Genomic DNA, 21526 nt, shown 5'->3' on the forward strand with positions numbered 1-21526 from the left:
AGGGGTGACCTTGCTCTCCAAAACATTCTTCTGATTCCTATAGATGCAGGTCAGCGGTGTGTTCATCGTCGGTGAACGGCGGAAAACCTTTAGGTAAGTGTCGGTGGTCACGAATACCGTGATCCTCTGATGACTGCGACGCTCTCGACTCCGCCCGCGCCCACCTCGGGCACGGCTCTCGGAGTCCCCGCCAGCCCTGCCGACCCGAGCCGGCAGGTCGACTGGCGACGCCTCAAAGGGCCGGTGACGCTTGCAGCGCTGATCGCCCTCGCGGTCGCAATGGTCGCCCAGTCGATCGGCACCGTCGTGGCCGGCCGGCTGGCCGAGAACCCGACCGCCAGCCTGGTCGGGTGGCTGGCGCTGTGCGTGATCGGCGCCTCGCTGATCGACTCGACGGCGAAGATCGGCTGGGTCGGGGTCGCCGACCGGGTCGAGGGCAAGCTGCGTGAGGACGTTCTCCAGGCTGCCATGCGACAGCCGCTCTCCGAGCTGAGCGAGCAGGCTGTCGGGGAGATCCTCGACCGCGTCGACGACGACTCCCACGAAGTCGGCAACCTGCTGCGCTGGCAGTTCTGGATGCTGTTCCGCTCGATCTTCGCGGCGCTGCCGATGTGGATCGTGGCCAGCTTCACCTGGTGGCCGGCGGCGTTCCTGTTCCCGTTGCTCGCGGCGGTGACCTGGTTCGTCATCCGCCGCCTGCTGGGCGAGATCTCCCGGCTCAAGGTCATCGAGGAGGCTTCCTGGACCGATCATGCCGCCGCGCTCGAGGAGGGCATCGCCGGGCGGGACGACCTGCGTACGAGCCTGGGCCAGGAGCACGTGGTCGGCCGGGTCGCGAGGCTCTCGGCCATCGTCCACGAGAAGTTCCGTGCCGTGGTCACGGTCGAGGCGAAGGTCGGCCGGCGCGCCGGCATCCTGCTGCACTCCCTGCTGGCCGGGATCGGTCTCGCCGGGGTGGCGCTCGCTGCGAACGACCGGCTCGGGATCAGCGCGCTGGTGACGTTGTTCCTGGTCACGAGCACCTTCGTCGGCCAGATCGCGATGCTCGCCAACCACCTCCCCGACATCCAGGCAGGTCTGGGTGCGGTCATCCGGCTGCGCCAGATGATGGCCTCCGAGCCGGAGCCCGAAGGCGGGGCGCCGGTGCCCGACGGGGGAGCGCTGGAGGTCGACCTGCGCGACCTGACCTTCTCCTACGCCGAGGGCACCTTCGCTCTCCAGGGCATCTCGCTCACGGTGCCCGCGGGCGACACCATCGCCCTGGTCGGCCGCACCGGCTCCGGCAAGTCGACGCTCGCCTCGCTGCTCTCCCGAGCAGTCGAGCCGCCGCGCGGCTCGGTCTTCCTGGGCGGCGTGGACGTGCGCGATCTCGATCTGCAGCAGCTGCGGGCCTCCGTGGGCGTCGTGACGCAGCGTACGGAGATCCTGGCCGGCACGCTCGCCGAGAACATCTCTCTCTTCGACGACCTGCGTCCGCGCGAGGACATCGAGCGGGCGGTCGCCCGGCTCGGGCTCTCCGAGTGGGTCGCGGGTCTTCCGGACGGCCTCGACACCCTGCTCGGCCCCGGTGGCACGTCGCTGTCGGCGGGGGAGGAGCAGCTGGTCGCCTTCGCCCGGCTGCTGGTGCGCGACGTGCGCGTCGTCGTCCTCGACGAGGCGACCGCACGGATGGACCCGCTCACCGAGCGTCGGGTCGTCGCGGCCGCAGACCGGTTGCTGACGGGGCGTACGGGCATCCTGATCGCCCACCGGCTCTCCACGATCGAGCGGGCGCCTCACGTCGCCGTGCTCGACCACGGCCGGGTGATCCAGCACGGGCTGCGGGCCTCGTTGGCGACCGCGCCGGGTCCGTTCCACGACCTGCTCGAAGCCAGCCGCACCGATCACCACGACTCGCCCTCTCCTGAAACCAAGCCGGTCGACCACTCGACCCTCGACCACGTCGCGCAGGGAAACGTGGGCGGCAAGCGCCGCTCAGGCGCGCCGCCGGAGATCGCCGACGTCGGCAACGGGCCGTCGCTCGCCCGAGGGATCCTGCACGCACTGTTCATCCGCCCCGAGTGGGGTGTCGCGGGTGCGCTGCTCTTCCTGTTCGCCTCGATGACCGGCGCGCAGGGTGCCTTCACCGGGCTTCTGTGGGGCCTGATCGTCGAGTCGCTGCAGGACGGCGGCACTCCGACAGTGATGTCGGGGCTGCTGGTGGTCAGCCTGCTGGCCGCACCGCTGATGCTCGCCGACGCCTTCTACCGCTACCCACGCTGGTGGATCGAGGTCATGCTGCGGGCGCGGATGGCCGTCCTCTACGGCCAGACCAGCCAGCACCGTCTGACGCGCACCCCGCCGGGTGAGGTCGTCGCGCGGTCGATGGACGCGGACCGGTACGCCCGCTACGCCGACCGCTGGGTCGACTTCGTCAACGGCCTCGTGATCGCGACGATCACCGCTTTGCTCGCCGGCACCGCGCTGGCCGGCGCCGTGCTCCTGGTCGTCATGATCGCCTCCGCGCTGGCCTCCGCGGTCGGTCGACCGATCGCGGGCCGCTCGGCCTCGGCCTCCTCCGCTGCTCGCGCCCGGTTCGGCCGCGCAGTGGTCTCCGCGCTGGAGTCCGTGCGCACCGTGAAGCTGGCCGCGGCCACCCCGCAGGTCCACGCTCACCTGCAGCACGTGGACGCAGGGAGGGTCGAGGCGGCGGTGAAGGAGCACCGGGTGCAGGCGTTCCTCGACGGCGTGCCTGCGCTCATGGTGCAGTGCGGCGTCGTGGCTGCCTGGGCGATCTACTTCGGCGGCGGCTGGGGTCTGGCCACTGCGCTGCTGGTGGCCAACGCGGTCTCGGGCTTCGACTGGTTCGGCCGGGTGGCCGGCATGGTCGTCACCGAGGCTCCCGGCACCCGGGCGTGGCAGAAGGAGACGAGCCGCTTCTCCGGCGGCCGTGACCTGATGGAGCTGCCCCCGGGCGTCGACCTGGTCTCCGGTGAGGCTCCGACCCCGAAGCCGGTCGAGCGGGTTCCGCTCCAGTCTGTGGAGCTCTCGGCCCTGTCGGCGGTCCACGACGATGGCACCATCGGTGTCTCGGACGTCTCGCTCACCATCTCGCGCGGCGAGCTGGTGCTGCTCGTGGGACAGGTCGGCTCCGGCAAGTCGTCCCTGCTGGCGTCGATGGCCGGTCTCATCGAGCACACCGGCACGATCCGGTGGAACGACGAGCTGGTCGAGGACCCCCAGTCCTTCCTGAGGCCTGGCCAGGTCGCGTACGTCGCTCAGGTGCCGCGGGTGCTCTCCGGCACCTTCTCCGACAACATCCGCCTGGGCCACGACCGGCCGTTCGACAACCCGGTCGCCGACGCGCGGCTCGAGCTCGACGTCAAGGAGGCGGGCGGCGCCCACGCGATCGTCGGTCACCGCGGCGTACGCCTCTCCGGGGGACAGGTCCAGCGCCTCGCCCTGGCACGGGCGCTGGCCGCCGAGACCGAGCTGCTCCTGGCCGACGACGTCTCCAGCGCGCTCGACGCGGCCACCGAGATCGAGCTCTGGCGGGCGCTCCGCGACCGGCACACCACGGTCATTGGAGCCACCTCGAAGCGGGCGGCTCTAGCTCAGGCCGACCGCGTCGTCGTCATGGTGAACGGCGAGGTCGCTGCCGTGGGTCCGTGGGCCGAGCTGTCCCCGGCGTGGTCCCACCTGGCCGGCTGACCTGCCGAAGCGTCACCCCCGTCGTTCGAGTGGGCACTTCGGTGCCCACTCGAACGACGTACGTGACGCCTCGGTTCGCGGGGGTGACGCCTCGGCTTCAGGCGGCCTCGTCGCGCTCGAGCGTGCGGCGCAGCGCAGCAGCATCCACGCCGAGCGCCCGTAGTGCAGCATGCCCTTCTCCCTCCGCCCGGAGGATGCCGAGCAGGATGTGCTCGGTGCCGATCGTGCGGTCCTCGAGCCTGATCGCCTCGCGCAGCGAGAGCTCGAGGACCTTCTTCGCCTCCTTGGTGAAGGGGATGTGGCCACCGAGGCGGCGGCGTGGCTTCCCGCTGTCCAGGGCGCCGGCGCCGAAGACCTCCTCCACCTTGGAGCGCACCTCGTTCAGGTCGATCCCGAGCGTGGACAACGCGTCGGCGTCGTCGTTCCCGAGACGCCCGTGGGCCCGCTCGACCTCCGCCCGCAATGCAGCTGGGTCGACCCCGCAGTCTACGAGCGCGCGGGCGGACGTCGACCCGGCGCCGGCGCCGATCGCCAGCAGCAGGTGGTCGTCGCCGATGCGCTCATGACCGAGCTCGGCGGCGTAGGTCTGTGCTGCAGTCACCGCGTCGCGGGCTGGTCTGGTGAACCTCTCGAACATCACATCTCCTTCGCGTACTTCTTGTGGACCGCCTGCCGGCTGACCTCCAGCGCATCGGCGATCTCCTGCCAGGCCCACCCCTGTCGGCGGGCGTTCACCACCTGTAGCCGCTCCAGCGAGTCGGCGAGGCGGCGTAGTGCGAGCGCGGCACGTAGGCCTGTGCTCGGGTCGGCGCTCGCGGCCGACTCGGCAAGATCTTTGGCATCCGTCATGTTGTCAATATAGGTTGACAGTCAGAGCGTGTCAACTGGAGTTGACGAAGTCCGCCGTGACCGGCGGCGACGGGGCCCGCGTCACACCGATTCGTGGAATAGCCCTCAAATCGCCGAAGGTTAAGCAGTAGTGACCGACACCGCCAGCCCCGAGACCGCCGTGAGACCTGTGACCCCGGTCCGGTTTGTGGTCGCCATGCTCGCTCTCGCGATGGGCGGGTTCGCGATCGGCACGACCGAGTTCGTCACCATGGGCGTGCTGCCCGAGATCGCCGAGGGCGTCGGCGTCGGCACCTCCACGGCCGGCCACCTGATCAGCGCCTACGCGGTCGGGGTGGTGGTCGGCGTACCGATCCTCTCGTTCTTCGTCGCTCACCTTCCGCGCAAGGGGCTGCTGCTGTCGCTGATGGCGGCGTACGCGCTGTTCAACGTGCTCAGCGCCGTAGCCGTCGACTATCAGATGCTTCTGGTCGCGAGGTTCCTGGACGGCCTGCCGCACGGTGCCTACTTCGGCGTCGCCACCATCGTCGCGACGTCCATGGCCGCACCGAAGCACCGCGGCCGGGCGGTCGCCCTGGTGATGCTGGGTCTCTCGGTCGCCAACGTGATCGGTGTTCCGTTCGCGACCTGGCTCGGACAGACCGCCGGCTGGCGGGCACCGTACGCAGCCGCAGCAGGCCTCGCGCTGCTGACCGTGGTCCTGGTGCAGCTCTCGGTGCCGCACTTCCCGGGTGACCCGAACGCGACCGGTCGCAGCGAGGCGACCCGGTTCTTCATGAACAAGCAGGTCTGGCTGACGATGCTCGCCGGCGCGATCGGGTTCGGCGGCATGTTCGCGGCCTACTCCTACATCGCCCCGATCGTCACCGGCACGGCCGGGCTCGCGGCGGGGGCGGTGCCGTGGTTCGTCTTCGCCTTCGGCCTTGGGATGGTCGTCGGCACCTGGGTCGCGGGCGAGCTGGCGCGATGGTCGGTGATGGGCTCGCTGCTCGCCAGCAGCCTCGGCATGGTGGCGGTGCTGACGCTCTTCTGGGCGGTCGCTCCGGCCGGGTGGTGGCTCGCGCCGGTCGCCTTCCTGACGACGGCGATCGCCTCGGTGCTGGTGATCAACCTGCAGGTGCGCCTGATGGACGTCGCCGACGACGCGGTGACCCTCGGCGCCGCGATGAACCACGCGAGCCTCAACATCGCCAACGCGCTCGGCGCCTTCGCCGGCGGCGTGGCGCTCGACGTCTGGAGCGCCCGCGAGGCTCCGCTGGTCGGCGCCGGCCTGGCCGTGGCCGGGATGCTGGTGCTGCTGTGGAGCACCAGCATCCACCGGCGCCGGGCCTAGAGGCTAGAGCTCGACCTCGTCACCAGGATCGGTGGCGGTGGCCTTCTCGACCGCTGCGAGGAACCCGTCTGCCCAGGCCTTGGAGTCGTGGTGGCGCACGGTGTCCCACAGCCCGCGCATCCGGTCCTTGGCCTCGGCCTCGTCCATGTCGACCGCCTGCAGGAAGACCCGGACCATGTCGGAGACGTCGTGGGGGTTGGTCAGCACCGCGCCGCGCAGCTCGGCGGCCGCCCCGGCGAACTCGGAGAGCACCAGGGTGCCGCTCGTGCCGAGGAGGCCTTGGACGGAGACGTACTCCTTCGCGACCAGGTTGAGACCGTCGCGCAGCGGGGTGATCCACATGACGTCGGCGTTGGCGTAGTAGGCCAGCAGCTCCTCGAACGGGATCGGCCGGAAGTAGAAGTGGACCGGCATCCAGCCCATCCGCGAGAACTGGCCGTTGATCCGCCCGACGGCCTGCTCGATCTGATTCTGCAGCGTCTTGTAGACGGTCATCTCGCCGGCCGCAGGCACGCAGACCAGCACAAGGGACAGCTCGCCCAGCAACGACGGGTCCTCGACCAGCGCCCGTTCGAAGGCCTCGAGCTGCTGGAGCACGCCCTTGGTGTAGTCGAGCCGCGAGACGGCCAGCGCGATCCGCTGCCCCTCGAACTCGTCCTTCACCCGAGCGATCGAGGTCTGCACTGCCGAGGAGGCCAGGGTGTCCTCGATCCGCTTGGTGTCGACGCTGACCGGGTTGGCACCCAGGTGCACCCGCCGTCCACCGACGTCGATGACCGACGGCATGACGTCGAGACCCAGCGCGAAGCCGTACGTCCGGAAGCGGGGAGCACAGTCCTCCGTCTCGATCACTTCGACCGGCGCTACACCGCGGGCCACGTCGACGAAGTTCTCGACCTGGCGGGGGATGTGGAACGAGATGTAGTCGCACTGCAGCAGCGAGCCGATGATCTCGCGGCGCCACGGCACCACGTTGAACACGTCCGCGCCGGGGAAGTGGGTGTGGTGCAGGAAGGCGATCTTCACGTCCGGCCGCATCTCGCGCAGGTAGGCCGGGACCATCCACAGGTTGTAGTCGTGGATCCAGACGATGCCCCCGTACGCCGCCTCGGCCGCCGCCTGCTCGGCGAAGGCCCGGTTCACCCGGCAGTAGACCTGCCAGTCCTCCTCCTTGAACTTCGCGCGCTCCCAGAAGGTGTGCAGCAGCGGCCAGAACGCCTCTTTGGAGAAGCGCTTGTAGAAGACGTCGACGTCCTTCTTCGACAGCGGCAGGCGGGAGGCCACCAGGCCCGGATAGAGCTTGGGGTCGACCACGGTGTGGGTGGCGAACTTCTCGCGCTTGGGGTCGTCGATCGACCAGGCGACCCAGGATCCGGTCCGTTCGGTGAAGAAGGACAACAGCGTCGGGATGATGCCGTTGGGCGACTTCGGCCGCCGGCGCTTGACCTCCCCGTCCTCGATGACCTCGTCATAGGGGAGGCGGTGGTAGACCATGACGAGGTCGGACTTGCCCGGGTCGTCGGCGTCGTTCTCCGGGTCGAAGATGTGCTCGTCGTCGAGCAGGTTGAAATGGCTGATCGCCTGCAGGATCCCGCCGGTGCCGGGGGCAGTGGCGTGGAACGTACGCTCCTTGCCGCGGGTGGCCTCCAGGAGCAGGTCCTCGGCCTCGCCGACGCAGACCCCCGGGAACCCGATGTCGTACATCGCCAGGTCGTTGAGGGTGTCGCCCGCGACCAGGACGCGGTCCTTGGAGATGCCGAGGTGCTCGACGAGCTTCGTGACGGTGTGTCCCTTGTTGATCCCACCGGGGAGCACGTCGAGATAGTGGCTGGCGGAGTAGAGCAGGTCGCAGCCGATCTGTGCGACCAGCGGCGCGAGGTCGTCGGTGACCGCCTCGGGGTCGCAGAAGTAGGAGACCCGGCGGTCCTGGGGCACGTTCTGGCGCACCAGTCCGGGGCGGTCGCCGATCTTCTCGAGCACGGTGAGCTCACCGGGCCACTTGGCGGCGATCTCCTGCTGGATGGGCTCGACGGCGAGCAGGTCGTGTCCGGTCACGATGGTGGCCCCGACATCGCAGATGATGAAGTCGGGCGTCGGGATGGTCGGGTCGGCCAGCAACGGCAGCACCGACTCGAGTCCTCGACCGGTGACGAAAGACAGAAGTACGTCCTCGCGGCGGCTCAACGTTTGATACAGCTTGACCTTCGCCTCGGGGTCGCCGGCTAGGAAGGTTCCATCCAGGTCGGTCGCAAGCAGCATGCGTGCATTGGCAGCGGACGTGGGGTTCACAAGTCTCCTCGAGGGTCGCCTGGCCTCGAGGCCGATTCGGCAGCTGGCCCGAGGCTGCGGACCCCTTGGAGGATCCGCGGGTCGACCCAACACGTTAACAGGGGATGGTGTCACGGCGGGAACGGGGAATTGACGGGCCATCGAATCCGGCTGAGTAGAGGCCCTCAAGAGGTCCACAAACTCGTAATAATTGGCTGGATCTGTTCGATAACCCCATCGAGGATCTGTCGTTGATGAGTCATGCGGATCCTGCCCGCGGCCTTCAAGACTGCGGGCGACCATGGTCCTCGACGTTGATCACGGGGGGCGCCGAGGCCCATGGCCGGCACGCAGATCGGTGCCGCGGGCAGGATCCACAGTTCGTACAGATCGGTCCTCGATACACTTCCTCCCACCATTTCGAGCCTTTCGGCGGGTGGCTGACAGAATGCGCACATGACCGGCAGCACCGCTCCTACGACCAGGCCCAGGGTCCTCTCCGGCATCCAGCCGACCGCGGACTCCTACCACCTCGGCAACTATCTCGGTGCGGTCCGGCAGTGGGTGACGCTGCAGGAGGAGCACGAGCCGTTCTTCTTCATCGCAGACCTGCACGCGATCACCGTCGAGCAGGACCCGAAGGTGCTCCGGGAGCGTACGCGGCGGGCTGCCGCCCAGCTCCTGGCCGCCGGTGTCGACCCGGAGCGGTCCGCCATCTTCGTCCAGTCCCACATTCCTGAGCACGCCCAGCTCGGCTGGGTGATGCAGTGCATCACCTCCTTCGGCGAGGCCCGGAGGATGACTCAGTTCAAGGACAAGTCCGCCAAGGGTGGTGAAGGTGCCGCTTCCGTCGGCCTCTTCTCCTACCCCATGCTGATGGCCGCCGACATCCTGCTCTACCGCCCGGCGTACGTCCCTGTGGGCGAGGACCAGCGGCAGCACCTCGAGCTGACCCGGGACCTCGCGCAGCGGTTCAACAGCCGCTACAAGAAGACATTCCGGCTGCCCGAGCCCTACATCCTCAAGGAGGTCGCGAAGATCTACGACCTCCAGGACCCGGCGATCAAGATGTCCAAGTCGGCGTCGAGCCCGAGCGGACTGATCGACATGCTCGACGACCCGAAGGCCTCGGCGAAGAAGATCCGCTCCGCGGTCACCGACTCGGAGATGGAGATCCGCTTCGACGAGGAGTCCAAGCCGGGCGTCTCCAACCTGCTTCGGATCTACTCCGCGCTGACCGGGACCGACATCGAGACCCTGGTCGGCAAGTACGCCGGCAAGGGCTACGGCGACCTGAAGAAGGATCTCGCCGAGGTCGTCGTCGACTACGTCACGCCGTTCCGGGAGAAGACGCATCAGATCCTCGAGGACCGGGCCTATCTCGACGGCATCCTGGCGCAGGGTGCGGAGAAGGCAGGCGTGGTCGCCCGCAGGACTCTGGCCGACGTCTACGAGCGGGTTGGTCTTGTGGCCCCCGCGACGCCGCTCGGCTAGTAAGGTCGGCGCATGCGCACCATCGGTGTTGCCATCGCTATCCCGGAGCCATGGGCAAGCCAGCTCCAGGACTACCGGACGTCTCTCGGGGACGCGACGGCAACCATGATCCCGACGCACATCACGCTTGTGCCGCCGACGGAGATCCACGACGATCTCCTGCTGGACGTCGAGAGCCACCTCGAGTCCGCCGCTGCGAGAGTCGCGCCGTTCGGCGTGCACCTGCGCGGCACCGGCACCTTCCGGCCGGTCTCGCCGGTGGTGTTCGTCGCCGTGGTGCAGGGCATCTCGGGCTGTGAGCAGCTGGCCAACACCGTCCGGCAGGGGCCGCTCGATCAGAAGCTCACGTTTCCCTATCACCCGCATGTCACGATCGCTCACGACCTTCCCGACGCTAGCCTCGACAAGGCTTTCGGTGAGCTGGCCGACTTCGAGTGCGAGTGGACGGTCGAGGAGTTCCACCTCTACGTGCACGACGACGCGGACGGCTGGCGCCCGACTCGGGAGTTCGCACTGAGAGCAGCACTTACCGGCTGAGGCGGGCTCGCTTCCCGCCCACGATCAACGGATGGGACCTCGGGGGTACTCATGGAGAAGATCAAGGCGAAGATCGCCGAGCTACGCGAGCGCTTTCCGGCACTGGACCGGGTGCTGCGTACGCAGGAGCACTACGGTGAGGTCGGAGCGGCCCAGCAGGCCGGGGCCATGACCTACTTCGGCTTCTTGTCGACCTTCCCGATCCTGGCGCTCGCGTTCTTCGCCGTGGGACAGATCGCCAAGGTGTACGCCGGTGCCGAGAGCGATCTGGTCGAGGCGATCGACCAAGTCCTGCCTGGGCTCGTCGGCGACGGTGCCGGGCAGCTGAAGATCGCCGACATCGAGAGCGCCGCCGGCACCGTCGGGATCATCGGTGTCTTCGGTCTGCTCTACGCCGGGCTCGGCTTCGTCGACGGCCTCCGCAAAGCGCTGGAGGCGGTCTTCATGGTGCCGGACGAGGAGCAGCCGGGCTTCCTGGCGGCGAAGGCACGTGACCTGGTCGCGCTGGTCGTGCTCGGCCTGATCCTGCTGGTCGCGGTCGCGGCCACCGGCCTCATCCGGACCTTCTCGGTCAACGTCTTGGAGTGGATCGGCCTCGACGAAGGCTTCGGCTGGCTGATCGTGCTGCTCACCCTGGTGCTCGGCCTGGCCGCCAACACCCTGCTCTTCTTCTCGATGTTCCACCTCGCGCCCCAGAAGGACACCCCGAAGCGAGCCCTGTGGGCAGGTGCGCTGCTCGGCGCGATCGGCTTCGAGATCCTCAAGCAGGCCTCGACCCTCCTGCTGAACGCGACCCAGGGGCAGCCGGCCTTCCAGGCCTTCGGCATCGCCCTCATCCTCGTGGTCTGGATCCACTACACCTCGATGGTGATCCTCTACGCCGCCTGCTTCGCCCATGTCGGGGCGACTCCCGCCGACGTGAGAGAGTCGGATCATGAAGCTCGAGAAGACTGACGGCGCGCTCCTCCTGGTGATCGGGATCTGGACGATCGCGATCTGGACCAACTTCGGCCGCAACCTCGTCAAGACCGCCAAGGACCCGGAGCAGACCCGTCCCAAGCCCTACTACATCGCCCACGCGGTGCTCGTGGTGGTCGACGTCCTCCTCGGTGGCCTGCTGATCAAGCTGGGCGTGCAGCGGCTGCTGACCAGGGGATAGATCTATCCTCAGGCGGACTCGGCCGTGTCGAGGTGGTCGACCAGCTCGGTGAGCTGGTCGCGCAGCGCGAGCGCCTCGTCACGGGTGATCCCCATCGATGCGCCGAGCTGCTGAGGGACGCCGGAGACCTGCTCCTCCAGAGCCCGGCCGTCCTCGGTCAGGCTGACCAGCACACGACGCTCGTCGCCGGGGTCGCGTTCGCGTCGCACCTGACCGGCGGCCTCGAGGCGCTTGAGCAGCGGCGTCAGGGTGCCGGAGTCGAGCCGCAGGCGCTGGCCGAGGGAGGTGACCGAGAGCGGCTCCTCGCCATCCCAGAGCACCAGCATCACCAGATACTGCGGATAGGTGAGCCCCGTCCCCTCGAGCAGCGTCGCGTAGCGCTTCGTGACGGCTCGGGTCGCTGCGTACAGGGGAAAGCAGAGCTGCAGGTCGAGTGCGAGCTGCGGATAGGTACGTCCGGACACATTCATGAGTCTACCCCCTTGCGCTATTAAGTTGTGCACAATATGGTTGTGCACATGACACCGATCTACACCGCTTCCGCAGTCAGCACCGGCGACGCCCGCAACGGCCATGTCCAGTCCACCGACGGCCTCATCGACGCCGACGTCCGCATCCCCAAGGAGATGGGTGGCGCCGGCGGCGCCACCAACCCCGAGCAGCTCTTCGCCGCTGGGTACGCCGCCTGCTTCCACTCCGCCCTCAAGCTGGTCGCCGGCAAGGCCAAGGTCGACATGACCGACTCCGAGGTCGTCGCCGACGTGAGCATCGGCGACAACGGCCAGGGCGGCTTCGGCCTCGCTGTCCAGCTCGAGGTGACCATCCCCGGCACCGATGCCGAGACCGCTCAGCAGCTCGCCGAGCAGGCCCACCAGGTCTGCCCCTACTCCAACGCCACCCGCGGCAACATCGAGGTCGAGCTCACCGTCGCCTGAAGTCCTGCCGAGGCGTCACTTACGTCGGCCGAGATGGCACGGCTGTGACGTCTCGGCCGACGGGCGTGACGTCTCGGCATGGCAGAAGGGCCGCTCTCCCGTGGGAGAGCGGCCCTTCCGCTATCTGGGGACCAGACGGTCAGCCGAGGATCATCGAGTTGCGCAGATCCTTGTTGAGCTGCGAGATCACGTCGAGCGGGATCTCCTTGGGGCAGGCGGAGGCGCACTCACCGATGTTGGTGCAGCCACCGAAGCCCTCGGCGTCGTGCTGGGCCAGCATGGTCTGCACGCGGGAGTAGCGCTCCGGCTGGCCCTGCGGCAGCTCACCGAGGTGGGTGATCTTCGCGCCGAGGAACAGCGAGGCGGAGCCGTTGGGGCAGGCGGCGACGCACGCGCCGCAGCCGATGCAGGTGGCCGTGTTGAACGCCCGCATGGCCTTGTCGCGCGGTGCCGGCACCGAGTTGGCCTCGGGGGCCGAGCCGGTGTTGGCCGAGATGTAGCCGCCGTTCTGGATGATCCGGTCGAACGCGGAGCGGTCGACGATCAGGTCCCTGACGATCGGGAACGACGAGGCGCGCCACGGCTCGATGGTGATCGTGTCGCCGTCCTTGAACGAGCGCATGTGCAGCTGGCAGGTCGTGGTGACCTCCGGGCCGTGCGCCTCGCCGTTGATCATCAGCGAGCACGTGCCGCAGATGCCCTCGCGACAGTCGGAGTCGAACGCGACCGGCTCCTCGTCGTTGTGCAGGAGCTGCTCGTTGAGCAGGTCGAGCATCTCGAGGAAGGACATGTCCTGCGAGACGCCGTCCAGCTCGTACGTCTTGATCGCACCCTTGTCGGACGCGTTGGCCTGCCGCCAGATCTTGAGCGTCAGCTTCATTACTTGTACGACCTCTGCTTCATCTCGATGGCGGTGTAGATCAGGTCTTCCTTGTGGAGGATCGGGGCGCCGTCCTCGCCACCGAACTCCCAGGCCGCGACGTAGGCGAACTCGTCGTCGTGACGCATGGCCTCGCCCTCGTCCGTCTGGGACTCGCCGCGGAAGTGGCCGCCGCAGGACTCGCGGCGGTTGAGCGCGTCGATGCACATGAGCTCACCGAGCTCGATGAAGTCCGCGACGCGGTTGGCCTTCTCGAGGTCCTGGTTGAGCGACTCGGCGGAGCCGAGGACCTTGACGTTGGTCCAGAACTCCTTCTTGAGCTCTCGGATCAGGCCGATGGCCGTCTTCAGGCCCTCCTCGCGGCGGTCCATCCCGCAGTATTCCCACATGATCTGACCGAGCTCCTTGTGGATGGACTCCACGGAGCGCTCACCGTTGATGCTCATCAGCTTCTCGACCCGGGACGTGACCCCGTCGAGAGCCTCCACCACAGCCGGGTGGGACTCGTCGATCTTGTCGAACGGCCCGTCGGCGAGGTAGTCGGTGATGGTGTTCGGCAGCACGAAGTAGCCGTCGGCGAGACCCTGCATCAGCGCCGAGGCACCGAGGCGGTTCGCGCCGTGGTCGGAGAAGTTCGCCTCGCCGGTGCAGAACAGGCCGGTGACGCTGGTCTGGAGCTCGTAGTCGACCCAGAGGCCACCCATGACGTAGTGCACGGCGGGGTAGATCCGCATCGGCACCTCGTAGGGGTTCTCGCCGGTGATCCGCTCGTACATGTCGAGGAGGTTGTCGTACTTCTCCTCGATCTTGTCCTTGCCGAGGCGCTCGATCGCGGCACCGAGATCGAGGTAGACGCCGCGGCGGAACTTCTTCACGGAGCCGTCGGGCTGGGTCTCCTCGACCTCCGGGCCGACGCCGCGGCCCTCGTCGCACATGTACTTCGCGGCACGCGAGGCGATGTCGCGGGGGACCAGGTTGCCGAACGCCGGGTAGATCCGCTCCAGGAAGTAGTCGCGGTCGGCCTCGGGGATGTTGCGCGGGTCCTTGGTGCAGTCCTCGGCGTTCTTCGGGACCCAGATGCGGCCGTCGTTACGCAGCGACTCCGACATCAGGGTCAGCTTCGACTGGTGCGCGCCGGTGACCGGGATGCAGGTCGGGTGGATCTGCGTGTAGCAGGGGTTGGCCATGTAGGCGCCCTTGCGGTGCGCACGCCATGCGGCCATGACGTTCGACCCCATCGCGTTGGTCGAGAGGTAGAAGACGTTGCCGTAGCCGCCGGTGGCCAGCACGACCGCGTCGGCCAGGTGGGTCTCGATCTCGCCGGTGACCATGTTGCGGGCCACGATGCCGCGGGCACGGTCGTCGACGATGATCACGTCGAGCATCTCGTGGCGGGTGAACTGCTCGACGGTGCCGGCAGCGACCTGGCGCTCCATGGCCTGGTAGGCGCCGAGCAGCAGCTGCTGGCCGGTCTGACCGCGTGCATAGAAGGTACGCGAGACCTGGACGCCACCGAAGGAGCGGTTGTCCAGCAGGCCGCCGTACTCGCGGGCGAAGGGGACGCCCTGCGCCACGCACTGGTCGATGATGTTGGTCGAGACCTCGGCGAGGCGGTAGACGTTCGACTCGCGCGAGCGGTAGTCGCCGCCCTTGACCGTGTCGTAGAAGAGCCGGTAGTCGGAGTCGCCGTCGGACTTGTAGTTCTTCGAGGCGTTGATACCGCCCTGCGCGGCGATCGAGTGAGCACGACGCGGGGAGTCTTGGTAGCAGAAGGACTTCACGTTGTAGCCGGCTTCGCCGAGCGTGGCGGCAGCGGCGCCGCCCGCGAGTCCGGTGCCGACGATGATGACGTCGAGCTTGCGCCGGTTGGCCGGGTTGACGAGCCGGTTCTCGAACTTGCGGGTCGTCCAACGGTCCGCGATCGGCCCGGTGGGCGTCTTCGGGTCGACGAGCTTCTCGCCGAGCACGTAGTAGCCCGCGGCGTCGTCGGATTTCTGGACCGGTGCCTCGTTGGTCGGGGTGAGGCCGGGCAGGTAGTGGGTTCCAGCAGCCATGTGTCAGATGTCCTTACGAGATGACGCCGAAGACGGTGAACAGGGGGACCAGCGAGAAGCCGCCGGCGACCACGATCGCGACGACCCAGCCGGCGACGCGGGCCCTGGCACGCGACTCAGCGGTGTTGGTGAACCCGAGCGTCTGGATGGCGCTGAAGGTGCCGTGGTGCAGGTGGAAGGCGAGCGCGAGCATCGCGAACATGTAGATGAGGACCATCCACCACTGCTCGGGCTGGAACGCCGCGGTCAGCAGTCGGTACGGGTTCTCCGTGACGTCCGCAGCCTGTCCGCCCTCGCCCACGTTGATCTTCACGATGGTGAACTGGAGCAGGTGCCAGACGACGAAGAGGAGCAGGGCCACGCCGCCCCAGCGCATGGTGCGCGAGGAGAGCGACGAAGCCTTGTTCTTCTTCACCGCGTACTTCACCGGCCGCTGCGCGTGGGCACGCATCGAGAGCGCTACCGCCGCACCGACGTGAGCCACCAGCGACGCCAGCAGCACCACTCGCAGGATCCAGAGGAGGCCGCCGTAAGGCAGCATCGGCTCCCCGAACGTACGCAGGTGCTCGGCATACTCGTTGTAGGCCAGCTCGCCACTGAAGGCTTTGAGGTTGCCGTACATGTGTAGGAGCACAAACAGGATGAAGACGATGCCGCTGGCCGCCATAAGGAGCTTCAGGGCGATCGTCGAGCGCGTCGACCGCGCGCCTTTGATCAGAGTCGTGGTTGCCACGGCACGCACGCTACTACTCCCGCTACCCGAACTTGTACGCAGGGAGTATGTGACATTTCAGTCTCTGCCGGGGCGGGGGAGGTTACTGGCGAGTATCGCCGTGCTGAGTTAGGCAAGCCTAACAGGCGGCCGGGCATTCTTCGCCGCTGTGGCGTGAGGTCGTGAGGAGCGGGCCGCATCGAGCGAGACAAGCCGGGTCCGCAACTCGTCGACGGCGTCGCTCCAGGGGCGCGTCGCGACCAGCTCGCGACCACGGTCGCCGAGCAGACGTCGACGCGGGTCGGAGACCACCGAGGCGACCGCGTCGGCGAGCTCGCGGCTGCGCGCCGGGTCGTAGAGCACTCCGGTCTCCATGTGCTGGACGATCTCGGCGGCCGCGCCGGCGCGCGGAGCGATCACCGGGATGGCGCTAGCCGCGGCCTCTCGCAGGATGTGACCGCAACCCTCCTCCTCGCCCGGGTGGACGAGTACGTCGAGCGAGGCGAGCGCGACGGCCATGTCACCGGTGCCCAGAGGTCCGGTCAGCTTCGCCTGCGGGATGCGCTGCTTGAGCCATCCGCGCTGCGGTCCGTCCCCGATGATCACCAGGCGGATTCCGGGCACGGTGGTCAGCTCGGCGAGGCGGCGTACGCCGTGGCTCCTGGCCAGGTTGCCGGCGTAGCCGACCACGACCAGCGGGGTGGGGCGGGACTTCGCCTTGGACCACCGGCGGTGCAGCCAGTCGTCGCGCAGGCTGGGGGAGAAGGCGGCCGTGTCGACCCCGGGCTCCCAGATCTCGGCACGGACGTCGATCGCGGCGAGCACGCGGCGCAGCCACTCGCTTGTGACAAAGATCTCGTCGGCGTACGCGGCGATGGAGGTGTTCCAGGTGAGCGCCGCCTTGGGGGAGACGGGGGACTGCTGGACGACCAGCGTGGTCGCAGCGGCCGCGCTCGGGGACGAGAGTGCCTTGCGGCCCAGGCGCCCCGGATCGAAGCTGACCACGACGTCCGGCTCGAAGGACTCCAGTGCGTCGCGTACCTGACGGCCCGTCTTGGCGATCGGCGAGACCCGGACGACACGGCTGTTGCGGTAGACCGGCAGGCCTGGGCCGGGCGCGATGAATCGCACCTCGTGGCCCGACTCGATCATGTGGTCGGCGATGGCCTTCACCGTGGTCGTGACACCATCGATGGTGGGAAAGAAGCTCTCGGTGACCAGTGCCATCTTCATGCCACCAGCGTCCTGCTCCGGGGTGGCGAGAGCGCGACACGTGCGTTGATCTGGGATGAACCATCGGCATAGTGGCAGGCTTTACGGGTGGCCGGTCGGGCCCAGCGACGACGACCAGGGTGATGAGGACTATCAGTGGCGGTATCCAGACGGATCCGGACATTCTCGGCTGCGCTCGCGGTTGCCGGGCTCGTGGGGATCACGGGCTGCGGTGAGGCGCCGACGCAGAAGCCGTCCGCCGAGCGTGTCGCTGGGCAGGCCTCGACCAAGACCCCGGCCTTCGAGATGCCGGTCGAGAAGCCCAACCTGCTGATGATCACGGTCGACGACCTCTCCTCCATCGACATGGACTACCTGCCGAGCGTGCAGCGGCTGGTCGGCGAGAGCGGGGTGACCTTCACCGACGCGGTCGCGCCGACGCCCATCTGCGTGCCGGCCCGAGCCTCGCTGCTCTCGGGGCAGTACGCCCACAACCACGGCGCCCACACCATCCACGGTCCCGACGGCGGCTACCCGTCCTTCGACGACTCCGAGACCCTGGCCACCTCGCTGCAGGATGCGGGCTACACCACGCTGTTCACCGGGAAGTACCTCAACGAGTACGGCCAGGACGGGACCCGGCGCGACGTACCCCCGGGGTGGGACGAGTGGCGTGCGACCGTCGACCCGTCGACCTACAACTACCTGGGCACGAAGTTCAACGTCAACGGACGCCTGGTCAAGCCGAAGGGTTACTCGACCACCGTCATCACCCAGCAGGCTCAAGCCGCGCTGAAGGACGCCAAGAAGAGAGATGCCCGAGCAGGGGTCGACCCGGAGGGCCAGGTGAAGCCGTGGTTCCAGTGGGTCAACTATGTCGCGCCGCACATCGGTGGTCCGACGGAGAAGGGCGACCCCAAGCAGCGCTTCCCGGGCACCAAGGGCTCGGTCGGTGTTCCCGTCCCGGACGAGCAGGACCGAGACGTGTACGCCGACAAGCCGATCCCGCCGCAGCCCAACCTGTTTCCGGAGGACCGTCGGGAGTTCCCCAAGGGCTCGCCGTCGCGGAAGCGACCGACCCAGATCGAGAAGGACGCCTACCGGATCTCCTATCAGCGGCGGATCGAGGCGGCGCGCAGCCTGGACCGCAACATCGCCTCTCTCCTCGAGGGTTTGAAGACGAGCGATGAGCTGGCGCGGACGCTGGTCGTCTTCACCTCCGACAACGGGTTCTCGAGCGGCTACCACAACTTCAACGGCAAGCTCTGGTACTACCAGGAGACCCTCGGGATCCCGGTGCTGATGAGGGGGCCGGGGGTGCCCAAGGGGCGTGAGGTGGGGACGCCGCTCACGAATCCCGACATCGCCACGACGCTGCTCGCGGCGGCCGGTGCCGACGACCCGCACGAGCCCGACGGCATCGACATCCTCCCGTGGCTGAGTGCGCCCGAGCAGACCCGCGTCATCCCGATCGAGGCATGGCCGACCTCCGACGGGACCTCGCGGCTCTGGTCCGGCGTGCGCGTGGGCCGGTGGACCTACGTCGAGCTCAACAGCGGCGGCATCGAGCTCTATGACCGGGTGGCCGACCCCTATGAGATGAACAACCTCGCCGATGATCCGGCCCACGCCAAGACACTCTCGCGCCTCGCGGGCCTGGCCGACAAGTATCGCGACTGCTCCGGGGACGGCTGCCCCAAGAAGATGTACGCGGCCGACCGCCCGCTCGATCTCGCCGGTCTGTAGGCGCCGCGCCCCCGAGCCGCGTCCGAAGGCCTCCGATGTGGCAACCATGGCGGTTTGCCGCATCGCGTCACGGATATTTCACCTGCCGGCCGCAGATTCAGGCTCCAGTCGGACAGCCGTACGCCACCTCGCTCCGATGGACTTGTCCAGACAAGTGCCCGGTGCCCGACCGGGGCTCAGTCCGAGACGAGGAGAACGATGATTCCCATCAGACGATCGTGGGGTGCGCGGCTTGTCGCCGGCGCCCTCGCGACTGTTGCGATCGCGGGTGGCAGCACCGTCGTCGCCCAGGAACGAGCCGAGGCAGACGGTCCGGCCTTCACGCTGCTCGCCGAACAGGTGCGGTTGCAGGACGCCGTGAGACCCAAGGCGGCGGTCGGCGAGAGCTTCCGCATCCCCGAGCCGGTGCCGACCCAGGAGAGCAGCTCGTTCCGTACCGGTGACTACGCCGTGTCGGTAGCCTCGCCGGACGGCGTGACTGCCGAGATCTCTCCGACCGGCAGCAAGAGCGCACCGGTCTACGAGTTCACTCCTCAGATCGCCGGCGACTACAAGATCAACTACTCGGCCGTCGGTGACGACGGCACCGTCGACTTCGAGGAGTTCGAGGTCGTGGCCGGCGACGACGCCGAGGTCGAGAAGGCCCGCGCCGCCGCTGCGCGACGCGCCGCCAACGACAACCAGCCGCAGGTGACCTTCGGCTCCCTCGGCGACATCCACAACGAGTGGCGCGACCTGGACAAGGCCTTCGACCTCTACCACGAGCAGGACCTCGACGCGTCGCTGTTCGTCGGCGACCTGACGAACAACGCCACCGCGGGTGAGTACGCCGGTCTGAAGGAGGTGCTGGACCGCCGTCTCGACGAGAACGGTGACGGCAAGGACGACATCTCCCTCGTGGCGGCGCTGGGCAACCACGACATCGGCTCGGGTATGACTGGCTACGACCTGTTCACCCAGGCGACCGGTGGTCAGCGGCCCAACGCCGACTACGTGATCAACGGCTACCACTTCATCACGGTCTCACCCGGCTCCGGCGAGCTCGACGAGGAGACCGGACGGCCGACCCAGCGCAGCACCGGCGACTATGCCTACGCACGCGACTGGCTGCACACCCGTCTGGCCGCCAACACCGCCGAGCACCCCGACCGTCCGGTGTTCGTGCTCGTGCACCACCCCCTCAAGTGCACGCACTACGTCTCGAACGAGTGGTACGGAGCGGGGCTGTCGGAGGGCTGCGGCGACACCTTCGAGTCGGTCTTCGACGACTTCCCCCAGGCCGTCGTCTGGGGCGGACACATCCACACGCCCAACAACATCTCCACCTCGATCTGGCAGGACGGGGGCTTCACGACGGTGAACGCGCCACCGTTGGCCTACTTCGAGATGGAGAGCGGCGTCGACAACGACACCACGCCGAACGACGCGGGCAACAACGCGCAGACCTCGGTCGTCGAGGTCGCCGGAAGCGTCGTCACCGTCAAGAACTACGACCTGCAGGCCGGCCGATGGATCGACCAGACCTGGAAGTGGGACGTCGAGGAAGCGATCAAGAACCCGCAGCGCAACTTCCCCTACACCGACCGCCGCGCCGCTGAGACCGCCGGCCCGAAGTGGCCCGCGGGCGCTGCCGTGACCGTCTCCGACGTCAAGGAGGACACCGCCCAGGTGTCCTTCCCGCAGGCGAAGCCGGCGGCCAACGACGTACAGGACATCGTCCATCTCTACCGCTATCAGGTGACCGAGAAGGCCACCGGCGCGACCGTCGCCGACTTCAAGCAGTGGTCCGGCTTCTACATCCTCCCGCTGCCGGCAACCCGCGGCCACGCCGTCCGGGACCTGAAGGGCAACACGGAGTACGAGGTGCGCGTCACCCCGTACAACACCTGGGGCAAGCCGGGGGCGGCGATCTCGAGCACCTTCAAGACAGCTCCGCCGCCGCCTCCGGTCGACCCTGCCGACTACCTCGTCTACCAGGACTTCGAGTCGGTGGCCTCGCAGCTGCAGCCGGGCGTCGAGCACAACATGCCGGCTAACGCGAACGTCCTCGGTTGGACCAAGACCACGCCCGCGGGCTGGACGATCACCAACTCCCCGGACATGCCGACCGGCACCAGGGAGATGAACGGCTGGTCGCTGATGACCAAGGCGTTCTGGCAGAACGGTGACGACCAGGACCGCAGCGGCTTCACCCTGGGCCGCAACGTCGTGGCGGTGGCCGACCCCGACGAGTGGGACGACGTGAACGACCCGGAGAGCCGTGGCCGCTTCGACTCGACGCTCACCACGCCCAGCGCGCCGATCCCGGCCGGGACCTCGCGCGTCTACCTCGCCTGGGACAACCACTACCGCGAGGAGGAGCCGCAGGAGGCCGAGGTCACCGTCGAGTTCGACACCGGTCAGAGGGTGCGGCTGGTCCACTGGACGGCGGCCAACACGCCCGATCTCAGTCAGGGGAACAAGACCGTCAACCTGCCCGTCGACGTGCCGGCCGGAGCGACCTCGATGAAGGTCGACTTCCGGCTCTTCAACGCCATGAACGACTGGTACTGGGCCATCGACCACGTTCGACTCGACACCGAGCCGATCCTCAACTGACCCGCGGGAGGCTCGCCCGGCGCTCGCCGGGTGAGCCTCCTTCCCCCGCTCGTGATCGA

The 21526-nt window shown here is 68.1% G+C and carries 17 protein-coding genes; 9 read left to right on the plus strand and 8 right to left on the minus strand.

All coding sequences use genetic code 11. From position 1 onward, the window contains the following. Window positions 1-129: 129 nt before the first annotated feature. Window positions 130-3690, plus strand: a complete 3561-nt coding sequence (locus BJ988_RS00210; protein ID WP_179656123.1) for an ATP-binding cassette domain-containing protein — start codon at window positions 130-132, stop codon at window positions 3688-3690. Between the two features lie 97 nt (window positions 3691-3787). On the opposite strand, the gene BJ988_RS31210 is transcribed toward BJ988_RS00210, so the two are convergent. Then, window positions 3788-4327, minus strand: a complete 540-nt coding sequence (locus BJ988_RS31210) for a Clp protease N-terminal domain-containing protein (RefSeq protein WP_179656124.1) — start codon at window positions 4325-4327, stop codon at window positions 3788-3790. Further along, window positions 4327-4539 carry a helix-turn-helix domain-containing protein gene (locus tag BJ988_RS00220; RefSeq protein ID WP_179656125.1) on the minus strand — a complete coding sequence of 71 codons (213 nt, stop codon included), beginning with the start codon at window positions 4537-4539 and terminating at the stop codon, window positions 4327-4329. The genes BJ988_RS31210 and BJ988_RS00220 overlap by 1 nt, the downstream gene beginning before the upstream one ends. Window positions 4540-4669: 130 nt before the next feature. Between BJ988_RS00220 and BJ988_RS00225 the strand changes: the two genes are divergently transcribed. Continuing rightward, on the plus strand, window positions 4670-5872 hold the full coding sequence (locus BJ988_RS00225; RefSeq protein ID WP_179656126.1) for an MFS transporter: 1203 nt from the start codon (window positions 4670-4672) through the stop codon (window positions 5870-5872). A 3-nt stretch (window positions 5873-5875) separates the two neighbouring features. Here the strand turns inward: BJ988_RS00225 and ggpS are convergent, their stop codons facing one another. Further along, window positions 5876-8131 (minus strand): glucosylglycerol-phosphate synthase, encoded by a 2256-nt coding sequence (gene ggpS / locus BJ988_RS00230; RefSeq protein ID WP_179656127.1) that lies wholly within the window; start codon window positions 8129-8131, stop codon window positions 5876-5878. 465 nt (window positions 8132-8596) lie between these two features. On the opposite strand from ggpS, the gene trpS reads away from it, so the two are divergent. The 4 genes from trpS to BJ988_RS00250 are packed head-to-tail and all read left to right on the plus strand — an operon-like array spanning window position 8597 to window position 11330. Further along, window positions 8597-9634 carry a tryptophan--tRNA ligase gene (gene trpS, locus BJ988_RS00235; protein ID WP_179656128.1) on the plus strand — a complete coding sequence of 346 codons (1038 nt, stop codon included), beginning with the start codon at window positions 8597-8599 and terminating at the stop codon, window positions 9632-9634. A 12-nt stretch (window positions 9635-9646) separates the two neighbouring features. Continuing rightward, entirely contained in the window at window positions 9647-10171 is a 525-nt protein-coding gene (locus tag BJ988_RS00240) for a 2'-5' RNA ligase family protein (protein WP_179656129.1), read from the plus strand. Window positions 10172-10222: 51 nt separating this feature from the next. Next, window positions 10223-11125 (plus strand): YihY/virulence factor BrkB family protein, encoded by a 903-nt coding sequence (locus tag BJ988_RS00245; RefSeq protein ID WP_179656130.1) that lies wholly within the window; start codon window positions 10223-10225, stop codon window positions 11123-11125. Further along, on the plus strand, window positions 11106-11330 hold the full coding sequence (locus BJ988_RS00250; protein WP_141791899.1) for an SCO4848 family membrane protein: 225 nt from the start codon (window positions 11106-11108) through the stop codon (window positions 11328-11330). The genes BJ988_RS00245 and BJ988_RS00250 overlap by 20 nt, the downstream gene beginning before the upstream one ends. An 8-nt stretch (window positions 11331-11338) precedes the next feature. On the opposite strand, the gene BJ988_RS00255 is transcribed toward BJ988_RS00250, so the two are convergent. Next, window positions 11339-11800 (minus strand): MarR family winged helix-turn-helix transcriptional regulator, encoded by a 462-nt coding sequence (locus tag BJ988_RS00255; RefSeq protein WP_179656131.1) that lies wholly within the window; start codon window positions 11798-11800, stop codon window positions 11339-11341. Between the two features lie 36 nt (window positions 11801-11836). On the opposite strand from BJ988_RS00255, the gene BJ988_RS00260 reads away from it, so the two are divergent. After that, the gene (locus BJ988_RS00260; RefSeq protein WP_218860476.1) at window positions 11837-12265 is read left to right on the plus strand and encodes an organic hydroperoxide resistance protein; all 429 of its coding nucleotides are present in this window, start codon (window positions 11837-11839) and stop codon (window positions 12263-12265) included. A gap of 139 nt (window positions 12266-12404) precedes the next feature. Here the strand turns inward: BJ988_RS00260 and BJ988_RS00265 are convergent, their stop codons facing one another. The 4 genes from BJ988_RS00265 to BJ988_RS00280 all read right to left on the minus strand — a co-directional run bounded on the left by BJ988_RS00265 (window position 12405) and on the right by BJ988_RS00280 (window position 17144). Next, complete coding sequence (locus BJ988_RS00265; protein ID WP_179656133.1) at window positions 12405-13145, minus strand: succinate dehydrogenase/fumarate reductase iron-sulfur subunit; 741 nt, start codon at window positions 13143-13145, stop codon at window positions 12405-12407. Continuing rightward, a complete protein-coding gene (locus BJ988_RS00270; protein WP_179656134.1) occupies window positions 13145-15199 on the minus strand; it encodes a fumarate reductase/succinate dehydrogenase flavoprotein subunit in 2055 nt (684 codons plus the stop codon). The genes BJ988_RS00265 and BJ988_RS00270 overlap by 1 nt, the downstream gene beginning before the upstream one ends. A 13-nt stretch (window positions 15200-15212) precedes the next feature. Then, window positions 15213-15932 carry a succinate dehydrogenase/fumarate reductase transmembrane subunit gene (locus BJ988_RS00275; RefSeq protein ID WP_179656135.1) on the minus strand — a complete coding sequence of 240 codons (720 nt, stop codon included), beginning with the start codon at window positions 15930-15932 and terminating at the stop codon, window positions 15213-15215. Between the two features lie 108 nt (window positions 15933-16040). Further along, window positions 16041-17144 carry a glycosyltransferase gene (locus BJ988_RS00280; RefSeq protein WP_179656136.1) on the minus strand — a complete coding sequence of 368 codons (1104 nt, stop codon included), beginning with the start codon at window positions 17142-17144 and terminating at the stop codon, window positions 16041-16043. Window positions 17145-17279: 135 nt separating this feature from the next. On the opposite strand from BJ988_RS00280, the gene BJ988_RS00285 reads away from it, so the two are divergent. Beyond that, window positions 17280-18869 (plus strand): sulfatase-like hydrolase/transferase, encoded by a 1590-nt coding sequence (locus BJ988_RS00285; protein ID WP_343051368.1) that lies wholly within the window; start codon window positions 17280-17282, stop codon window positions 18867-18869. Window positions 18870-19067: 198 nt separating this feature from the next. Then, on the plus strand, window positions 19068-21467 hold the full coding sequence (locus BJ988_RS00290; protein WP_179656137.1) for a hypothetical protein: 2400 nt from the start codon (window positions 19068-19070) through the stop codon (window positions 21465-21467). Window positions 21468-21526: the final 59 nt, after the last annotated feature.

The sequence above is a fragment of the Nocardioides panzhihuensis genome, assembly GCF_013408335.1.
Lineage (GTDB): Bacteria > Actinomycetota > Actinomycetes > Propionibacteriales > Nocardioidaceae > Nocardioides > Nocardioides panzhihuensis.